Origin of the sequence: Paracoccus albus, assembly GCF_027913035.1 — a bacterium.
Classification (GTDB): Bacteria; Pseudomonadota; Alphaproteobacteria; order Rhodobacterales; family Rhodobacteraceae; genus Paracoccus; species Paracoccus albus.
Genome location: NZ_CP115775.1, coordinates 59,481 through 78,633, shown reverse-complemented (window position 1 = coordinate 78,633; position 19,153 = coordinate 59,481). Strand labels below are relative to the sequence as shown.

The following is a 19,153-nucleotide window of genomic DNA, read 5'->3' as shown; positions in this document are numbered from 1 at the left end:
GGGGCAAACCCTTACGCAAGATGGTCGCGGAATGTGCCCAAAACCTGCCGGTAAAGGTCGCGCTTGAAGGGCACGATCTTCTCGATCAGATCATCCGCCTGCATCCAAGCCCAGCTTGAAAACTCCGGATGCTCTGTTGCGATATTCACCTGCGAATCCTGACCGGTGAACCGCGCGAGCGCCCAGATCTGGCGCTGCCCACCGAACTTCCCCTTCCACATCTTACCGACAAGATGATCCGGCAAGTCGTAATAAACCCAGTCCGGTGTCAGCTCGACAATCTCTGCGGCATCCTTGGGCAGGCCGGTTTCTTCTTCAAGCTCACGGATTGCGGCCTCAAGCGGTTCCTCGCCCTTGTCGATGCCACCCTGTGGCATTTGCCATGCGCCGGGGCAGTCGATCCGCTCTCCTGCCCAGATCAGGCGATCCGCGTTAATCAGCACAACTCCGGCACCGGGGCGATAGGGCAGCCCGCCGGGGCCGAGCCGATCTTTGTCAGCACTCATTCTGCGGGTGCCTCTGTTTCGTCCTCATTCGCCGGCGCGGCAGCAGAGCCGTCGCCCTCTTCACCGCCGTCATCCTGCATTTCCGGCGCATCGGTCGCTGGCTGACCCTCCTCGGCTTCGGGTGTCTCCGCGTGGTCAGTGCCGGAATCTTCGCCAGTGACTGCGGGCGTCGCCGCAGCAGTGACATCGCCTGCCTCGAAATCGACAGCGGCGAGCCCCTTCAGGATGTCGATCGCATAGGCCAGCTGATAATCCTCTTCCCGCAATTTCGCTGTTGCTTCGACCTCTGCGGCTTCCTCTTCAAGCTGGCGCTTTTCCTCGTCGGAATAGCTGTCATTGTTCAGGGCACCGCGCAGATCAGCCTCTGATGCCGAGAAGCTGGATTCGGTGCGCGGTCCGTCCTCTTCGCCTTCTTCCTCGGGTTTAGGCGCGGGCTGGGCAACGATGATGTCGGGGTTGATGCCAAGCGCCTGAATAGAACGCCCGGACGGGGTGTAATACCGCGCCGTCGTCAGCCGCATCGCACTGTCCGAAGTGACCGGCAGCACCGTCTGGACAGAACCCTTACCAAAGGATTTCTCGCCCACGACGATGGCGCGGCGGTGATCCTGCAACGCGCCCGTCACAATCTCTGATGCCGAGGCAGAGCCGCGATTGATCAGCACGACAATCGGCTTGCCCTCGGCAAGATCGCCCTGCGTTGCATTCCAACGCTCGCTGTCTTCAGAGTTACGCCCGCGTGTCGAGACGATCTCGCCCTTATCGAGGAACGCATCCGAGACATAAATCGCCTGATCCAGCAGACCACCGGGATTGTTGCGCAGGTCGATGACAAACCCTGTCACATTATCGATTCCGCCAAGCTCCTCGACCGCCTTTGCCAGATCGGCTTCCAGCGACGACATGGTTTCATCGTTAAAGGTCGCCACGCGCAGCACGACGGCATGGCCTTCGGTCCGCCCCTTTACCGCAGTCAGCTTGATGGTGTCGCGCACGATCTTGATATCGAAAGGCTCCTGCTCACCCTCTCGCAGGACGGTGATGGTGACTTCTGACCCGATTTCACCGCGCATCATATCGACTGCCTGATCAAGCGTCAGGCCCATCAACGGCTCACCATCGACATGGGTGATGAAATCGCCGGCCTCAACGCCTGCCTCATCGGCGGGGGTGTCATCCATCGGCGCGATGACCTTGACCAAACCATCTTCCTGCCCGACCTCGATCCCCAAACCGCCGAAGCTGCCGCGGGTCTGCGTCTGCATGTCTTCATAGTCATCGGCAGGCAGGAATGAAGAGTGCGGATCAAGCGATTGCAACATGCCGTTGATCGCCGCTTCGATCAGCTGCTTGGGCTCTGTCTCTTCGACATATTGGCCGCGCACCTGCTCGAACACATTGCCGAACAGATCGAGCTGCTCATAGATCGAGTCATTCGCCCCGGCACTCTGCGCCGAGAGTGGGCCCGCCAGCGAGGTGGTCAATAAGATTCCGGCCAGTGTTCCGCCGATGCCTGCAATCAGATAGTGCTTCATTGGGTCTCCGCCTGTTCCTCTTCCTGCTCGTCGGTGCCCTCGACAATGTGGTTGAGCACGAACCAGTCCGCAGGATCCAGTGTTTCTTTGCCCCGCCTGAGTTCCAGATACAGTGTTTCACTGCGATCCGCATCCCTGCCGGTGGCTGCATTGACAACGAAATCAATTCCGAATTCTTCCGCCGAGGGTTCGGTGCCCCCCATCAGCCCGACGGGTTCGCCCGCCGCCAGCACATCGCCGACCTCGCCAAAGACCTGCGCCATTCCGGCGAGTATCAGAAGATAATCCTTCGATGGCTCAAGAATGGTCACATTCCCGTAATCCAGCAACGGCCCCCGATAGCGGATTGTGGCAGGCCATGGGGTCGATACCAGCGACGCAGGCGCGGTCGCGATGACCAGCCCGGGACGTTCGATCCCGGCGGCGTCGGGTTCGTTATAGCGGCGCAAGACTGAACCGAGCACAGGCATGGGAAGGGAGCCCTGCGCGCCTTCAAAATCAGCAAGGGGCGGTCCGACATCGGATTCCATTCCGGCAATGCCTTCGGCGAACGCATCAAGCGTCGCGGCGGAACGTTCAAGGGCCTGCAACTCCTCCGGGTTGTCACTGAAACGCACCGGCATGGTAGAGCGGTCCTGCACCGCGCTTGCCAGCAGCCGCCGGGCTTCCTGCACACGGCCCAGGCCCTCGGCCAGCGTATTCGCCGCCTCTTCCTGCAACTCGCGGACCTCGCTGATTTCGTCCAGCCCCTGCTTCAGCTTGTCAGCCTCTTCACGAAGTCCGGGCGTGACGCTGGACAGGATCATCCCCGACCGCGCCGTCGCCTCTGCCCCGGAAGGATGCAGCAGCATCAGCGTTTCCGGCGATTGCTGCATAGAGATCATTACACCGACGATATCTGACAGTTCCGCACGCCGGCCTTCCCACTCGGTGCGAATCTCCTGTTCCCGAATACCGGCCTGCCGCAGCCCAGCACGCAATGAGGACAGCCCGCTTTCGTAGGCATGGATCATATCGGTCAACGCACTGACCTGATCGTCCTTGGTCATCGCCTCTTCCAGCCTGCCTGTCGCCTCGCGAAGCTGAAAGGCAGCGCGCGCCGCATCATCACCGGCGTTATTCTCGGCAATTGCTGCGGAAGCAAGGGACAGGCAAAACGCCGCCGTCAGGATCGCGCCAAAAGCTTTCATGCCCGCTCGATCAGGCTTTGGCCTGTCATTTCAGGCGGCAAATCCAGCCCCATCAGGTCCAGCACCGTCGGCGCAACATCAGCAAGCCTGCCATGCTGCCTCAGCGATTTCGCAGAAGCGTCGCCACAGACGATCACAGGCACGGGATTGATCGTATGCGCGGTATGCGGCCCGCCGGTTTCGGGATCGATCATCGTCTCACAATTGCCATGATCCGCGATGATGACCGCGGCACCCCCCGCCTTATCCAACGCTGTCAGCCCACGCCCAAGATTGCGGTCTACCGCTTCGCAGGCCAACACGGCGGCGGACAGGCTGCCCGTATGGCCGACCATATCCGGATTGGCGAAATTGACCACGATAAGGTCATACCCATCCTCAATCGCCTTGACGAACCAATCACCCACTTCGTCCGCCGCCATTTCCGGCTGCAGATCATAAGTGGCAACCTTCGGGCTTGAGGGCATATGCCGATCCTCACCCTGTTCCGGCGTTTCCTTTCCACCATTCAGGAAGAAAGTGACATGCGGATATTTCTCTGTCTCTGCCAGCCGGAACTGTCGCAATCCTTTCGCCGCGACCCATGCGCCAAGCGTGTTGACGACCTGACGCTTGGGATAGGCAGAGGTCATGAACGTGTCATGAGCTTCAGAGTAATCGACCATGCCCAGCAATGCCGCCCACTTCGGACGAACGCCAGTGTCGAACGCCTCGAACTCCGGCGCGCCGACTGCCGACAGGATTTCGCGCGCCCGATCCGCACGGAAGTTAAGGCAGAAGAAGCCGTCGCCATCCTGCGCACCCGCGTAATCGGCAATCACGGTGGGCTGAATGAACTCGTCGGTTTCGTCACGCTCATAGGCACCTTCGACGGCCATCGCAGCATCCGGCGCCGAAAACTCCGCCTGCCCGGCGACCATCGCGGCATATGCACGACCGACGCGGTCCCAGCGATTGTCGCGATCCATCGCAAAATATCGCCCGATCAGCGTTCCGATCCGAACACCTTCAGGAAGGCTGCCCTGCAATTCCGTCACAAAGCCCATCGCTGACTTGGGTGGCACATCACGCCCGTCCGTGATCGCATGAATCACCACAGGCACACCTTTTTCAGCCACAGCACGGGCCGACGCAATGACATGCTGGATATGGCCATGCACCCCGCCGTCAGACACAACACCCATCAGATGCGCGGTCCCGCCGCTTACCTTCAGCTTTTCAACGAACTCACCCAGGCCGGTATTTTCGAAATAACTGCCATCTTCAATCGCCAGGTCGATCTGGCCAAGATCCATCGCCACAACCCGACCCGCGCCGATATTCGTGTGGCCAACCTCGGAATTACCCATCTGACCCTGCGGCAGACCGACATCTGGGCCAAAAGTTACCAATGTCGAATGGGGACATTGCGCCATAAGCCGGTCAAAGGTCGGGGTCTGCGCCTGATCGGGCGCGCTCTGCTCTGGCCGGTCAGAGAGACCCCAGCCATCCAGAATGCACAGGACGACAGGTTTCTTACCGCTCATAGGCCCGCCCCCTCGTCAATGCCCAGCATGATGTTCAGGTTCTGCACCGCGGCACCCGATGCGCCCTTGCCAAGATTGTCCAGCACCGCAACAACGACCGCGCATCCCGCCGCATCATCACCGTGGACAGAGATTTCCAGCATATTGGTGTCGTTCAATGCCGTCGCATCAATGCGTGCACCGACCTCCTCCGCCTCGCGGACACGCACAAATTCTGCCCCGCCATAATGATCCGCCAGTGCCGCATGAACCGATGACAGCGTGCGCGCGCCGCCCAGATGCAGTGGCAGCGAAACGGCCATGCCTTGCGCGAATCTCCCAACCGAGGGCGCGAAGACCGGCTGCACGCCCAGTCCGGTCAGTGCCATGATCTCTGGGATGTGCTTGTGGTTCTGGTTCAGCGCATACAGGAATTGCGGCGCCGCCGTCCCGGCATCGTACTCTGCGATCAACGCATTGCCACCGCCGGTGTAGCCGGAAACGGCGTTGATCGACAGCCCCTCCTCCGGTCCGATCAGCCCGGCTTCAATCAGCGGGCGGATCATTGCGATGGTGCCCGTCGCGTAGCATCCGGGGTTGGCGACATATTTCGCGGCGGCAATCTTTTCACGCGCCCCGGCAACAAGCTCAGGAAAACCATAAACCCAGTCAGGATCGACACGATGCGCGGTCGACGCATCAATCAGGCGCACCGGCAGATCAGATGACAGCGCGACCGCTTCACGCGCCGCGTCATCAGGCAAACAGAGGATCGCAATGTCAGAGTCCGCGAAACAGGCGCGCCTCGCGTCGGCGTCCTTGCGCAACTCGTGCTCGACGCGGACCAGTTCAATATCGTCGCGCCCGTCCAGCCGATCACGGATCTGCAGGCCGGTTGTTCCGGCCTCACCATCGATGAAGACCTTGTATGCCATCTTTGCCCTTTCTTGCCCGCGCCTATGACATAACGCCCCACCGTGCCGGGGGCAATGCAGGCAAGCGATTGCCAAGCAGGATCGCGCATAGTTGAAACGTCCCCGCCCGATCGCGTATCACCGGCGACATGACCGACCGTTACGCCCCCAGCCCCGCAGCACCCAGAACCGCACCCGGCCAGCCCGCGCGGCTGTATCACACGCCGCTGTCGCCCTATTCACGCAAAGTCAGGCTGGTTCTCGCCGAAAAGCGGATAGAGGCGGAACTTGTCGAAGAACGCTATTGGGAGCAGGGTCCGGAACTGTTCCGGAGAAATCCCGCAGGTAAAATTCCCGTACTGCGCCACGACGGGATGCTGATGGCGGAAAGTCAGGCGATCTGTGAGTATATTGATGAAACGGTGCCGAACCCGCCTTTGATGCCGGACAGTCCCGCTGGCAGATACGAGACCCGCAGGCTGTGTTCATGGTTCGACGACAAGTTTAATGCTGAAGTGACACGGCCTGTTCTGACAGAACGCGTTTGGAAAAAAGTTCAGAAAAGCGGATATCCCGACAGCCGGATCGTCAAAGCGGGACTTGGCGCCATCAAAGCGCATATCGACTATATGCATGGCCTGCTGGAAGAGCGACGCTGGCTGGCAGGGCCCACCCTGACCATCGCAGATTTCGCCGCAGCAGCGCATTTTTCCTGTCTCGATTATATCTCGGATGTGGACTGGGACCGCTCAGATCTGGTCCGCCAATGGTATGCGACGATCAAATCCCGCCCGGCATTCCGCAGCGTCCTCGCCGATCACATCCCGGGCATTCATCCGGCCCCTCACTACGCAGAACTGGATTTCTGATCCGTTGGCCGGGGCTCTGCCCCGGACCCCGAGGTATTTTCTCACCAAAGATGCCATTTCAATGACCAGATCATCTTTGGTGCCCAAATACCTTGGGGGTACGGGGGCAAAGCCCCCGCGACTCAGACACACGCGTATCAGCACGGCTTTGATGCTGTAACCGCGCCCGACGGCATCGATCTGCTAGGGTGGGATCAAAAACAAGGCGCTAAAGTTAACACAATTGTTCATTAGTGCTGCTCATTAGCGACAAGGACGTGTCCCAGTGTTTCCCCGCTCAGCCGATCTGACCGCGAACACCGCCGGTCTGTGCCCTGTCTAGCAGAAGATGGTCCAGCACAATGCATGCCGCCATTGCTTCGGCCACCGGAACAGCGCGAATACCGACGCAAGGATCGTGGCGACCCTTGGTAATCAATTCAATCTCTTCCCCGCTTTGATTGATCGTGCGCCGCGGTGTCAGGATCGAGGAGGTGGGTTTCACCGAAAAACGCACCACGATATCCTGTCCGGTCGATATTCCGCCAAGGAGTCCACCAGCGTGATTGGAAAGAAATTCCGGCCCGTCAGGCCCCATGCGGATCTCATCGGCATTGTCGACACCGGTCAGGGCAGCGGCGGCCATGCCCTCGCCAATCTCAACGCCTTTGACCGCGTTGATAGACATCATCGCAGCCGCCAGATCGGTATCAAGCTTACCATAGACAGGCGCGCCCAGCCCGGGCGGGCAGCCCCGGACAAGAACCTCTACAGCAGCGCCAACGCTGTTCTGCGCCTTGCGGATACCTGTCAGATAATCCTCCCACGCAGTGGCAGCCGTGGCATCCGGCAGGAAAAACGGGTTCTCGCGGATGACCCTTTCGTCGAAATTCGCCCTGTCCAGATGCATCTCGCCCATCTGAACCATATAGCCAAGCACCTGAACCTTCGGCGCAAGTTGCTTCAACACCGCTTGCGCGACAGCACCAGCCGCCACACGCGCCGCCGTTTCACGGGCCGAGGATCGGCCGCCACCGCGATAATCCCGCAGCCCATATTTCTGATGGTATGTTATGTCGGCATGTCCGGGCCGGAAGGCGCGGGCTATATCGCCGTAATCCTTCGACCGCTGATCGGTATTCTCGATCATCAGCATAATCGGCGTACCGGTCGTGCGCCCCTCGAACACACCCGACATGATACGAACCTGATCAGCCTCTTGCCGCTGGGTCGTATTCTTGGACGTTCCGGGCCGACGGCGATCCATGAAGGGCTGAATCCACGCTTCGTCCAGGGCCACGCCCGGCGGGCAGCCATCCACCACGGCACCAAGCGCCGGGCCGTGGCTTTCACCCCATGTGGTGACGCGGAATACATGGCCGAAGCTGTTCAGGCTCATCACGGATCTCCTTTCGCCCTTCGTTAGCGGGCGCGCCCGATCACGACAAGGCCAACTGCAGAAGTTCCTGCTTGCGATCCGGCGCGGCATTGCCCATCCTGAGCCAGCCTCGGGGGGCCTTCGGGCTGAGACGCATGATGCGGACCCGCAGAACCTGATCCGGTTAAAACCGGCGGAGGGAAGGTTTCGCTGCCCTTTCTTTCCGAAACTCGAATGATGGAGGATAGCGATGCGCATTGCCCTTCTTGCCCTTATGGCAAGCTCAGCCCCGGCCCTTGCTGCGGGTCCGGAATTTACAGTCTACGCCCCTGAATACTTCGCCTCGGAATGGGGTCCAGGCCCGAAGATCGAAGAGGGGTTCGAGGCGAACTGCAACTGCGATCTGGTTTTCGTGACCGGCGATGTTCTGCCCCGCATCCTGCTGGAAGGCGAAGGCACCGAAGCCGATGCCGTGATCGGGCTGAGCATTGATCAGACGCTGCGCGCACGCGAAAGCGGCCTTTTTGCCCCGCATAACGAAGATACATCTGCGCTGACCATGCCTATTGAGTGGCAGGATGACGTATTCCTGCCCTTTAACTGGTCCGAAACGGCATTCATCTATGACGAAACCCGTCTGGAGAACCCGCCCGAAAGCTTGCAAGCCCTGCTGGATGCCCAAGACGATCTGAAGATCGTCATACAGGATCCACGCAGTTCCGTTTCCGGTCTGGCGCTGCTGCTTTGGATCAAACAGGTCTTTGGCGACGACAGCATGACCGCGTGGGAGAAGTTGAAGCCCAAGGTTCTGACCGTAACGCAAGGGTGGTCCGAAGCCTACGGGATGTTCACTGATGGCGAGGCCGATATGGTTCTCAGCTTCACCACATCGCCCGCCTATCACATCGGCGCCGAGGAGGACACGACCAAACATGCCGCGATCTTTCCCGAAGGCCACTATCTTCTGGCAGAGCTTGCGGCGCAAGTGAAGGGCACGGATCAGCCAGAACTGGCGCAGCAATTCATGGATTATATCCTGTCGCCCGACTTCCAGGGCATGATTGCCGAGGCCAACTGGTCCTATCCGTCGAAGCTGCCGGATGATCAGTTGCCGGATTACTTCGCGGACCTGCCCCGGCCTGAAAAAACCATTTTCCTGTCGGAAGACGAGGCCGAGGCGTTGCGCCAACCAGCCCTTGATGAATGGCTGCGCGTCTTCGCGAATTGACACGCTCACCCGGCACGCGTATCCCGCCCTACACGTTCGGCGCTGCCGCCGGGGTTTTGCTGCTGGTGCTGATCCTCGGGACGCTGGGGGTGGTCGCGGCATATGCGGGCGGGTTGTCCGCGCTTGGTCCGTGGGACATGCGTGCAATCTGGTTCACGCTTTGGCAGTCGGTCGTATCGGCCACGCTGTCCGCTGTATTGGCGGTCCCGGTTGCCCGCGCGCTCGCAAGACGCAGGTTTACCGGGCGCGCCCTGCTGATCACCCTGCTCGGCGCACCGTTTATCCTGCCGGTCATCGTGGCGGTGATGGGGCTGGTTTCGGTTTTCGGCCGCAGCGGCTTTGTAAATGACGCATTGGCGTCGCTCGGCCTGAGCCCGATCAGCATTTACGGCTGGCAGGGTGTCATCCTGGCGCATGTGTTCTTCAACCTGCCGCTTTCGGTACGCATGATCCTTCACGGCTGGCAGGCGATCCCGGCAGAGCGATTCCGGCTTGCGCTCTCACTTGGGTTTGGTGCCGCCGACATATCGCGCCACCTGGAACGTCCGATGCTGCGCGAGGTCCTGCCGGGCGCGTGGCTGGCAGTGTTTCTTGTCTGTCTGACAAGTTTTGCGGTCGCGCTTGCGCTTGGCGGCGGTCCGGGCGCGACTACCGTTGAGTTGGCCATTTATCAGGCATTCCGCTTTGATTTCGACATGGGCAAGGCAGCCACCCTGGCCATTGTTCAGGTCGGGCTATGCGTTGTCGCGTTAGCACTTGCATCGCGTATCTCTCGTCCGGCAGAGTTCGGCGCGGGGCTGGATCGCACGAACCCGATTCCCGCGCCTATCGGTTGGCGGCAAGGCGTTGATTACATATCAATCGCTGCTGCGGCGGCATTCCTGCTGGTCCCGATGGCGGCCGTTATCCTGAAGGGCGTGCCGGGTCTGTTGTCGCTGCCGCCGCCGGTTTGGGCGGCCGCCGGTCGTTCGGTCATCATGGCGCTGATTTCGGCCCTGCTTGCATTGACGCTGGCGCTTGCTTTGGCGACGGCGATAGCGCGCGGCCAGAAATGGGCAGAGCTTGCGGGTATGTTGCCCCTCGTCGCCTCACCCCTTGTGCTTGGCACCGGGCTTTTTCTGATGCTGCGCAACGCGGCCTCACCGACAGAACTGGCTTTGCCGGTGACAACCACCATCAACGCGGTCATGGCCTTGCCCTTCGCACTGCGCATCCTCATCCCGGCCACACACAGCCTGCATGCCGATTACGGCAGGCTGGCGGATTCGCTGGGATTGCACGGGTTCGCGAGGCTGCGATTGCTGATCCTGCCGCGCCTCGCCCGTCCGATCGGTTTCGCTGGCGGGTTGTCGGCTGCTCTGGCGATGGGCGATCTGGGGGTGATCACGCTGTTTGCAGATAGCAGGAACCCGACGCTGCCGCTGAAACTTTACCAGTTCATGAACAGCTATCGCATGGATGATGCCGCCGCATGCGCGGTCCTGCTGATGGGGATCAGCTTTGCCCTGTTCTGGCTGTTCGACAGAGGGGGACGCGTTCGTGCTGCAATTTGATCAGGCAGAGGCCATACTCGGCAGCTTTCATCTTTCCGCCGATTTCGAAATCGCACCCGGCGCACGCATCGCGGTGATCGGGCCGTCAGGTTCCGGCAAGTCCACGCTTCTTGGCATGGTCGCGGGCTTTGTGCCGCTGAGCGCGGGCCGTATCACATATGGCGAGCAGGATCTGTCGCGGCTCACCCCCGGCGCGAGACCCGTTTCCATCCTGTTTCAGGATCAGAACCTTTTCCCTCACCTGAGCGTCGCACAGAATGTCGGCCTTGGCCTTCGCCCGAACCTGCGCCTTACCCCCGATGAGCAAGCGGCAATCGAAGATGCCCTTTCTCAGGTCGGACTCACAGACAAAGCGGACAGCATGCCTGCGCAACTGTCAGGCGGTCAGCAAAGCCGTGTCGCGCTTGCCCGTGTAGCCTTGCGTGCACGCCCGATCCTGCTGCTTGATGAGGCGTTTTCGGCGCTCGGTCCGGCACTGAAGGCAGATATGCTGGCACTGCTCGGGCGCATCGCCGACCGGACAAAGGCAACGGTCCTGATGGTCACCCACGATCCGGACGATGCCCGTGCGTTCGCGTCCGAAACCGTTCTGGTGATGGACGGCCTCGCCCAGGCCCCGGTGGCAACGGGCCCTCTGCTGGATAACCCGCCGCCCGCCCTTCGGGCCTATCTTGGCTGATCGACGGCGCGGATAAGCTTGCGGTCGAAGACGCGCAGGACCTGTGCAAGGTCATGCCCGCGTTTCAATATCCGGCCATCCATCGCAATCACCGAATACATGCCCTGCGCACCGCGAAGCTTCGGCCGCTTCTCGACGCGATAGATCGGTGTTTCGGCGGCATGCCGGAAGATTGAGAAAACCGCGACATCGCTCAGGAACGCCATCGCATAGTCGCGCCACTCGCCAGCGGCGACCATACGGCCATATACGGAAAGGATAGAAGCGAGTTCCGCCCTGTTAAAAGCGACACGGTCTGCTTGCGGAACGAACGGCTGCATCGGGTTCTGCATGACGGAATGGTGACAGCAAGGGCGGCCATGTCAATGCAAAAAATAATATCGCCAAGCGGACGGGACCGTGCCGGCCCCGCCGCGCAACTGAGCCTGCCTCAACCGCAGTCAACGGCAGAGATATTGCCCAGGTCGTCCAGACGGAACACAATCCGGTTCGGGTTATATTCCTGCGCCTCGATCCCGCGATACTCGACAACACGATACTCACGCGTGACGCCAAGCGTCGGGATGATGCTGCCGGGCTGGCCGACATAGGATGCATAGGTCGATGCCTTGCAGAGATCCGGCTTACGCTCGGTCAGGCCATCATCGGCAGCCGTCGGCAGTGGCTCAATTCCCGGCGGCTGAACCGGCTCTACATTGGCGGGCGCTGTTCGTACACATCCGGCAACCGCCAGCGTCAGAATAAGCGGCACAAGAACTTTGTGGGTCGTATTCATTTTTTCATCTGTCCCCGATGAGGTTTCACCTGTCCCGCTGCCCGACCCTTCTGAGGGATCTTGGCGCGCGGGCCTCATCACAACCTATAAGCGCGGTTGGCGACGCTGTTAAGCCCGCCAGAGTGGTTCGGCGTTCAATTCCTGTTCACCTGCGACGGTACTGTTACACAGCCTTTGCGCCGAACTGCGACAGGAACATCGCAACGGCATTGTCCACGGTACGGCGGATCGTCGCGTCGTCCACCGCAGTTCTGCCTTTCAGAAGAACGGCGCATTGCACCCCGGCGCAGCACAGACAGATAAAACTATCTGCGGCGAGGTCGACATCCTCGATATCCTTGCTCAGCACCCCGTCTTCCTGCCATTGCACGATCCGCGCAGCGAGCGTTTTGCGCAGGCTTGCCGGCCCGACCCGATAGTACTCCGCCGCAAGATCAGGAAAGCGCGACGCCTCGGCGATGGCCAGACGCAGCGCACGAATGCTGAATTCAGAAACGGACTGACTGGCGATCAGATGCCCGATAAAGCGAAGGACCTGTTCGATCGGCAGATCTATTCCGACCACCTGCGACCCGTCAATCCGCAAGCGATCCAGTTCGTCGCGGAACACGGCGTCGAACATCAGACGCTTGTCCGGAAAATAGTTGTACAGCGTGGCCTTTGAAACCGCCGCCTCGCGGGCAATGTCATCGACACTCGCGCCGGAATAACCGTCTCGCATGAAAACGCGCCTGGCGCCTTCCAGCACCTGGTCGAACTTTCGACCCTTCGTAATCAAAGGAACTTCAGAAACCATAAAACTTGCCCAGAAAAATTGCGGCAGAACTAACCTTCTCACTTATTCTGATGTGAAGGCCGGCCACAAGGCGGGAACGGTTCAGACGAATTCCGTTGCGATTTTCCGCCACAGCGGCGAAAGTCTGCCTTGGAAATAGGCAAAACGGAGGCCATCCATGTCGAACGCCCATCCCTCCTTCCGCGACTCAGTCGATCGCATGTTCAACCATGCTGCTTCGCTCATGAAACTACCGCCGGGGCTGGAGGAGAAGATCCGGGTCTGCAACTCTACCTATACAGTTCGATTTGGTGTCCGCCTGCGCGGCGCAATTCATACCTTCACCGGCTATCGCTCTGTCCATTCAGAACATATGGAACCCGTGAAGGGCGGTATCCGCTATGCCATGTCCGTCAATCAGGACGAGGTGGAAGCGCTCGCCGCCCTGATGACCTATAAATGCGCCTTGGTCGAGGTGCCCTTCGGTGGCTCCAAAGGTGGTCTGCGGATCAACCCGCGTGATTGGGATGAAGATGAGCTGGAACGGATCACCCGCCGGTTCACCTATGAGCTTTCACGACGCTCACTGATCTCTCCATCGCAGAACGTTCCTGCCCCGGATATGGGCACGGGCGAGCGTGAAATGGCATGGATGGCCGATGCCTTTAAGCGCCTGCATCCCGATGACATCAACGCCAAGGCTTGCGTAACCGGCAAACCTGTCACCATCGGCGGCATTCTGGGCCGGGTCGAGGCGACAGGGCGCGGCGTTCAATACGCGATCCGTGAATTCTTTCGCCACCCTGAAGCACTTAAGCGCACTGGCATCGAGGGCGAACTTTCGGGCAAGCGCGTGGTCGTGCAGGGTCTGGGCAATGTGGGCTATCACGCCGCGAAATTCCTGCAGGAAGAGGACGGCTGCGCCATCGTGACGGTCGTCGAATATAACGGCACAGTCCACAATCCCGACGGCTTGGATATAGAAGCCCTCAAGACCCATATCCGCGAAACCGGCGGCGTCGAAAACTTCCCCGGCGCGACATTCCGCCCGGCCGGGCTGGAAGGGCTGGAAGACGATTGCGACATTCTGATCCCTGCCGCCGTCGAAAGTGTGATCACCGAAAAGAACGCCGGCAAAATCAAGGCAAAGCTTATCATCGAAGCCGCGAACGGTCCGACCACCTCTGAAGGCGACAGGATACTGAAAGAACGCGGCGTCGTCGTTATCCCGGATATGTATGCCAACGCCGGCGGTGTGACCGTGTCCTATTTCGAATGGGTCAAGAACCTCAGCCAAATCAGCCTCGGCCGGTTGGAGCGGCGGCATGAAGAGGCCCGCAACCGGCTTCTTGTGTCAGAGATCGAACGCCTTTCCGCCGATTCGCAGGTTAAATGGACGCTGTCGGACGGCTTCAAAGCCGCCTATCTGCACGGCGCGGATGAGCTGGAACTGGTCCGCTCTGGCCTCGATGATACGATGCGGGAAAGCTATATGAAAATGCAGGAGGTGTGGTTCGGCGACGATCGCGTCGATGACCTGCGCACTGCAGCCTATGTCGTCGCAATCCGACGCATTACCAACGTCTACGGTTCGCTGGGGCTGTAAGTTTCTGCGGGCGGCACGCTGATGCCGCCCCATCTCTCACCTCCGATTTTCAAATTAAGCCTTTGGCGTAGCGCGAATTACGTTGGCAATATTCATTAGTATTGACTAATACATTAGTTGTCGCTAATAATAAGCCATGACCAACGACACTCAAATCGACAGCGTCTTTCACGCGATGTCGGACATGCGACGCCGCGTTCTGTTTGACCGGATCGTTCGCACCGATGGCATTACCGTTGCCGAACTGACCGAAGGCAGCGGTGTGACGCAAGGCGCCGTTTCACAACATCTGAAGGTCCTGCGAGAGGCTGATCTGATACAGGGCACGCCGCAGGGCCGCCGCACGCTTTACCACGCCCGCCCACAAGGGCTTGCCCCGCTGGTGGATTGGCTGGCGATGTATGAGACCTTCTGGCCCGCGCGCGTTGCAGCCCTGCGAGACCTGCTGAAGGAGATCGACGAATGAACGACGACCGGAGCGCATCAATCGAACTGACAGAAGACCTTCCACATTCCCCGGAAAAACTGTGGAAAGTGCTCACAACGGGTGAGCTTATCAGCCGCTGGATGGGCTTGAAGCCAAAGGGGTTCGAACCCGTGGAAGGCAACGAGTTCACATATCAGACGGGTGCAGCGGGCAAGTGGGACGGGACGATCCATTGCAAGGTGCTGGAATCGGTGCTGAACCGCAAACTGGTTTATTCTTGGAAAGGCGGCCACGCCGAAAACACCGGTTATGGCACACTGCTGGATACAGTTGTCACTTTTGAGCTTTCGCCCACCGCCACAGGCACCGTGCTGAAAATCAGCCATTCCGGCTTCAAAGTGCCGCGCAACGACACGGCCTACCGGAACATGTCAGCAGGCTGGAACGAATGTGCAGAGAACCTGCAATCCTTCGATAAGGAGAACTGAGATGCCATCACATCCAATCGCGTCCCGCGACGATTGGCTGGCAGCGCGGCGCGCCCTGCTGGCAGAGGAGAAGGAACTCACCCGCCGCTCGGACGAGCTGGCGAAAAAGCGTGTGGCCCTGCCTTGGGTGGCCGTCGGCAAGAGTTATGACTTTCAGACTGAAACCGGGCCCGCAACACTTGCCGATCTGTTTCAGGGCCGCTCTCAACTGCTGATCTATCACTTCATGTACGGTCCGGATTATCAGGCAGGCTGCCCATCATGCTCGGCAATCGCGGACGGGTTCGACGGAACTGTCGCGCATTTTCAGAACCATGATGTTTCGTTCTGGGCGGTATCACGCGCGCCGCTTGACCGGCTTCTGACGTATCGTGATCGCATGGGGTGGGAATTTCCCTGGGCCTCATCGCTCGGCAGCGACTTCAACTTCGATTTCGGCGTGTCATTTACTGCGGAGCAACAACGCGATGGCATGACCTACAACTTCGAAACCGAAGGGGCCCAAAACCCGGAAGCTGTCGGGGGCGAGGTGGAGATGCCCGGAATGAGCAGCTTCGTGATCGAGGATGGGCAGGTTTACCATTGCTACTCAGCTTATGCCCGAGGGCTGGATGCGATGTGGAGCGTGTACCCTTGGCTCGATCGCGCACCGCTTGGACGGAACGAGCCCGAATATTGGTGGCGCCGTCAGGATGAATATCCGAAGGCATTGGCATCAGGCGCGTGTTGTCAGAACAAGGACTGATCCCGCATCCAGTGGTACGACAAGAAAAAGCGCGCCCAAGGGCGCGCTTCTATCATTTTTCTTCGGTCACTTGTCGCCGTGTTTGACCGACCACCACAGGCGCTTGTTCGTCAGGTACAGAAGCGCCGCGAGGATCACCAGGAAAATGACGGCCACGAAACCGTTTTCCTTACGCGCCATCATCTTCGGCTCTGCCGTCCACATCAGGAAGGCTGACACGTCACGCGCCATCTGGTCCACGGTCGCGGGCGTCCCGTCCTCATAGGTCACCTGGTCTTCGAACAGCGGCTGCGGCATGGAGATCCAGTTCCCCGCAAAAGCTTCATTGTGGTACAGGATCGTCCCGGCCTGCTCCATCTCTTCGCCGTTATAGCCGGTCAGGACAGCGTGGATATATTCCGGACCACCAATGCCCCGGAACAGCTGGCTGATGCCCGTGCCGTAAGGACCGTGGAAGCCCGCGCGTGCCTTGGCCATCAAGGACAGATCGGGACCCATCCCGGTGACTTGCTCAACCTCGGGGAAGTGATCGGTCGGCAGACGCGGGCGTTCCTCGCCCGTTTCTTCGTCGATGATGAACAAATTTGCGGCATATGCACGGACCTGATCTTCCGGAAGTCCGGGACCGTCTTCGTCGTGAAGGGTGCGGATGGGAACCTGCTTCAGGCCGTGGCAGGCAGAGCAGACTTCGGTATAGACCTGAAGGCCGCGCTGAAGCTGGAACTGGTCGAACTTGCCGAACGGACCTTCGAAGCTGAAGTTAATGTCTTCGATGTGAACCGCATCATGGCTGGCTTCTTCTTCGCCTTCCTCTGCGTGCTCTTCGGTCTCAGCAGCGGCCTCTTCTTCCGAACCGGCGGCTTCCTCAGTCGCGGCCTCTTCAGTTGCTGCTTCGCCCTCTGCCGCCTCTGCCTCTGCTTCGGCAGGCTCTTCAGCCTCTTCGGCTGCAGGCTGTTCCGTTGCTTCCGCGTCCGCCGCAGATTCTTCGGTCGTTTCAGCGTCGACGCTGGTTTCGTCGGCAGTTTCTGCTTCGCTTTCGGCGGCTGGTTCAGTTCCCTCAGCTGCCGCCACCGGTTCCGCGCTTTCTTCTGCAGCAGGCTCCGTCGCTTCGGATTCGGCGGGTTCTGCGACGGGCTCGGCTTCAGCCGCTTCTGTCTCAGCTTCTGCAGGTTCCGCGGCTTCGGCGGGCGCTTCGGCTTCCGCAGCCTGATCTGAGTCCACAGATTCGGCAGCTGGCTCTTCCTCGGCAGCCGCCTCCGGCTGATCCGCTGTTTCTTCCGCAGCAGCCGGGGCTTCGTCTGCGGCTACCTCTTCCGCAGGTACCACTTCAGCAGCAGGTTCATCTGCTGCATCGTCCTCAGTGACGACTACCGCAGCCGGTGCCGCCTCCGCAGCGGGTGCTTCCGTCGCGGGTGTTACCGCCTCTGCAGCGTCAGCCGCCGCGTCCGCAGCCGCATCGGCGGCATCGGCAGACGCGTCGCCCGCTGTTTCGCTAACGGTTTCCGCTGCTTCCGCTGCAGCATCGGCCACCGCATCAGCTGCCTGAGCAGGCGTGATGTCATCCGGCAGCGGGACCGTAACAGTGGTGTCCTGCGCCCATGCCGCGGCACCAAGGGTCAGCGCGGCAACGGCCGTGAGGGTCTTTGTTCTCAGGGTCATGCTTGCCTCTCCTTACTCGGCAGGATGGGTAGTTTGGCCATAATGCGCGGCGAAGTCTTCTTCGATCGTCGCTGGCATAGGGTCAGGTTTCTCGATCAGGCCAAGCAGAGGCAGGATGACCAGGAAATAGGCGAACCAGTAAGCCGCACCCGCCAGAGCGATATAGGGATAGATCCCCTCGGCCGGCATGGCGCCCGCCCACATCAGCACGACGAAGTCGATGCATAGCAGCCAGTACCACCATTTGAACAGCGGACGGAAACGGCCCGAGCGGACGCGGCTGGTATCCAGCCACGGCACAAGCGCCATGACAAGAATTGCGCCAAACATCGCGATCACGCCGAAGAATTTCGCGTCGATGATCCCGAAGGACAGCCATTCGACCAGTTGAACCAGCCAGACTTCCGAATCGAAGGCCCGCAGGATCGCGTAGAACGGCAGGAAGTACCATTCCGGCACGATATGCGCAGGCGTCGCCAGCGGGTTCGCCTCGATATAGTTGTCGGGGTGGCCAAGGTAGTTCGGCATGAAGCCGACAACCGCGAAGAACACCACCAGAATGACAGCCAGTGCGAACAGGTCTTTGATGACGAAATAAGGCCAGAAGGGCAGCGTGTCCTTTTCGGCTTCTTCCTTCGAGGTGCGGCGCACTTCGATACCGGTCGGGTTGTTGTTGCCAGTCGTGTGGAAGGCCCAGATATGAACCACGACCAAGGCTGCAATGATGAACGGCAGCAGGTAATGAAGCGAGAAGAAGCGGTTCAGTGTGGCGTTATCAACCGCCGGTCCGCCAAGCAGCCATTCCTGAATGCTGGGTCCGATACCGGGGATTGCGCCGAACAGGCCGGTAATCACGGTCGCGCCCCAGAAGGACATCTGACCCCAGGGCAGCACATAGCCCATGAACGCCGTGCCCATCATCATCAGATAGATCAGCATCCCGACGATCCAGGTCACCTCGCGCGGGGCCTTGTAGGAGCCATAGAAGAGGCCGCGGAAGATGTGAACATAGACGGCAAAGAAGAACAGCGAGGCCCCGTTTGCGTGCAGATAGCGCAGCATATGGCCGCCATTCACGTTGCGCATGATATGTTCGACGCTGGCAAATGCCAGATCGACATGCGGCGTGTAATGCATCGCCAGCACGATACCGGTGACGATTTGCAGCGCCAGACAAAAGGCCAGAACGATACCCCAGATCCACCACCAGTTCAGGTTTTTAGGGGTCGGGATCATGAGCGTGTCATAGACGATGCCCATCACGGGCAGGCGGCGATGGAGCCAGCGCTCTACCCCGGTCTTGGGTTCGTAGTGATCGTGTGGAATTCCGGACATGCGCGCC

The 19,153-nt window shown here is 60.0% G+C and carries 19 protein-coding genes and 1 riboswitch; of the genes, 8 read left to right on the top strand and 11 right to left on the bottom strand.

The genetic code is table 11. From position 1 onward, the window contains the following. Positions 1-11 precede the first annotated feature (11 nt). Genes PAF20_RS00375 through argC form a run of 5 tightly spaced genes read right to left on the bottom strand, consistent with a single transcriptional unit; the run spans position 12 to position 5,671 of the window. On the bottom strand, positions 12-506 hold the full coding sequence (locus PAF20_RS00375; RefSeq protein ID WP_271071792.1) for an RNA pyrophosphohydrolase: 495 nt from the start codon (positions 504-506) through the stop codon (positions 12-14). After that, positions 503-2,041 carry a S41 family peptidase gene (locus tag PAF20_RS00370; RefSeq protein ID WP_271071791.1) on the bottom strand — a complete coding sequence of 513 codons (1,539 nt, stop codon included), beginning with the start codon at positions 2,039-2,041 and terminating at the stop codon, positions 503-505. Before PAF20_RS00370 ends, PAF20_RS00375 begins: the two co-directional genes overlap by 4 nt. Then, a complete protein-coding gene (locus PAF20_RS00365; RefSeq protein ID WP_271071790.1) occupies positions 2,038-3,231 on the bottom strand; it encodes a murein hydrolase activator EnvC family protein in 1,194 nt (397 codons plus the stop codon). Before PAF20_RS00365 ends, PAF20_RS00370 begins: the two co-directional genes overlap by 4 nt. Next, a complete protein-coding gene (gene gpmI, locus PAF20_RS00360) occupies positions 3,228-4,757 on the bottom strand; it encodes a 2,3-bisphosphoglycerate-independent phosphoglycerate mutase (RefSeq protein WP_271071789.1) in 1,530 nt (509 codons plus the stop codon). Before gpmI ends, PAF20_RS00365 begins: the two co-directional genes overlap by 4 nt. Continuing rightward, a complete protein-coding gene (argC, locus tag PAF20_RS00355) occupies positions 4,754-5,671 on the bottom strand; it encodes an N-acetyl-gamma-glutamyl-phosphate reductase (protein WP_271071788.1) in 918 nt (305 codons plus the stop codon). Before argC ends, gpmI begins: the two co-directional genes overlap by 4 nt. Before the next feature lie 128 nt (positions 5,672-5,799). On the opposite strand from argC, the gene fzlA reads away from it, so the two are divergent. Next, on the top strand, positions 5,800-6,519 hold the full coding sequence (fzlA, locus tag PAF20_RS00350) for an FtsZ-binding protein FzlA (protein ID WP_271071787.1): 720 nt from the start codon (positions 5,800-5,802) through the stop codon (positions 6,517-6,519). A gap of 277 nt (positions 6,520-6,796) precedes the next feature. Here the strand turns inward: fzlA and aroC are convergent, their stop codons facing one another. Further along, positions 6,797-7,897: a chorismate synthase gene (aroC, locus tag PAF20_RS00345; RefSeq protein WP_271071786.1), complete on the bottom strand. Its 1,101-nt coding sequence runs from the start codon at positions 7,895-7,897 to the stop codon at positions 6,797-6,799. A 100-nt stretch (positions 7,898-7,997) separates the two neighbouring features. After that, positions 7,998-8,095: riboswitch (TPP riboswitch) on the top strand. Between the two features lie 31 nt (positions 8,096-8,126). On the opposite strand from aroC, the gene PAF20_RS00340 reads away from it, so the two are divergent. The 3 genes from PAF20_RS00340 to PAF20_RS00330 are packed head-to-tail and all read left to right on the top strand — an operon-like array spanning position 8,127 to position 11,336. Then, positions 8,127-9,104, top strand: coding sequence for a thiamine ABC transporter substrate-binding protein (locus PAF20_RS00340; protein ID WP_271071785.1), 978 nt, complete (start codon positions 8,127-8,129; stop codon positions 9,102-9,104). After that, complete coding sequence (locus tag PAF20_RS00335; RefSeq protein ID WP_271071784.1) at positions 9,080-10,657, top strand: thiamine/thiamine pyrophosphate ABC transporter permease ThiP; 1,578 nt, start codon at positions 9,080-9,082, stop codon at positions 10,655-10,657. The genes PAF20_RS00340 and PAF20_RS00335 overlap by 25 nt, the downstream gene beginning before the upstream one ends. Next, positions 10,644-11,336 carry a thiamine ABC transporter ATP-binding protein gene (locus PAF20_RS00330; RefSeq protein ID WP_434802930.1) on the top strand — a complete coding sequence of 231 codons (693 nt, stop codon included), beginning with the start codon at positions 10,644-10,646 and terminating at the stop codon, positions 11,334-11,336. Before PAF20_RS00335 ends, PAF20_RS00330 begins: the two co-directional genes overlap by 14 nt. Here the strand turns inward: PAF20_RS00330 and PAF20_RS00325 are convergent. The 3 genes from PAF20_RS00325 to PAF20_RS00315 all read right to left on the bottom strand — a co-directional run bounded on the left by PAF20_RS00325 (position 11,324) and on the right by PAF20_RS00315 (position 12,832). Next, complete coding sequence (locus PAF20_RS00325) at positions 11,324-11,668, bottom strand: DUF2794 domain-containing protein (RefSeq protein WP_271071783.1); 345 nt, start codon at positions 11,666-11,668, stop codon at positions 11,324-11,326. The genes PAF20_RS00330 and PAF20_RS00325 overlap by 13 nt on opposite strands. A gap of 98 nt (positions 11,669-11,766) precedes the next feature. Beyond that, a complete protein-coding gene (locus PAF20_RS00320) occupies positions 11,767-12,111 on the bottom strand; it encodes an I78 family peptidase inhibitor (protein WP_271071782.1) in 345 nt (114 codons plus the stop codon). A 163-nt stretch (positions 12,112-12,274) separates the two neighbouring features. Beyond that, a complete protein-coding gene (locus PAF20_RS00315) occupies positions 12,275-12,832 on the bottom strand; it encodes a TetR/AcrR family transcriptional regulator (protein ID WP_434802929.1) in 558 nt (185 codons plus the stop codon). A 232-nt stretch (positions 12,833-13,064) separates the two neighbouring features. Here PAF20_RS00315 and PAF20_RS00310 point away from each other — a divergent pair, with 232 nt between their 5' ends. The 4 genes from PAF20_RS00310 (at position 13,065) to PAF20_RS00295 (ending at position 16,152) form a co-directional block, all read left to right on the top strand. Then, positions 13,065-14,492, top strand: a complete 1,428-nt coding sequence (locus PAF20_RS00310; protein WP_271071780.1) for a Glu/Leu/Phe/Val family dehydrogenase — start codon at positions 13,065-13,067, stop codon at positions 14,490-14,492. A 136-nt stretch (positions 14,493-14,628) separates the two neighbouring features. Continuing rightward, the gene (locus PAF20_RS00305; RefSeq protein WP_271071779.1) at positions 14,629-14,958 is read left to right on the top strand and encodes an ArsR/SmtB family transcription factor; all 330 of its coding nucleotides are present in this window, start codon (positions 14,629-14,631) and stop codon (positions 14,956-14,958) included. After that, a complete protein-coding gene (locus PAF20_RS00300) occupies positions 14,955-15,407 on the top strand; it encodes an SRPBCC family protein (RefSeq protein ID WP_271071778.1) in 453 nt (150 codons plus the stop codon). The genes PAF20_RS00305 and PAF20_RS00300 overlap by 4 nt, the downstream gene beginning before the upstream one ends. A gap of 1 nt (position 15,408) precedes the next feature. Next, on the top strand, positions 15,409-16,152 hold the full coding sequence (locus tag PAF20_RS00295; RefSeq protein WP_271071777.1) for a DUF899 domain-containing protein: 744 nt from the start codon (positions 15,409-15,411) through the stop codon (positions 16,150-16,152). A 66-nt stretch (positions 16,153-16,218) separates the two neighbouring features. Here the strand turns inward: PAF20_RS00295 and PAF20_RS18900 are convergent, their stop codons facing one another. Together PAF20_RS18900 and petB are read right to left on the bottom strand one after the other, a co-directional pair. Beyond that, the gene (locus tag PAF20_RS18900) at positions 16,219-17,811 is read right to left on the bottom strand and encodes a cytochrome c1 (protein ID WP_434802928.1); all 1,593 of its coding nucleotides are present in this window, start codon (positions 17,809-17,811) and stop codon (positions 16,219-16,221) included. A 12-nt stretch (positions 17,812-17,823) separates the two neighbouring features. Continuing rightward, positions 17,824-19,146 carry a cytochrome b gene (gene petB / locus PAF20_RS00285; protein WP_271071776.1) on the bottom strand — a complete coding sequence of 441 codons (1,323 nt, stop codon included), beginning with the start codon at positions 19,144-19,146 and terminating at the stop codon, positions 17,824-17,826. Positions 19,147-19,153: the final 7 nt, after the last annotated feature.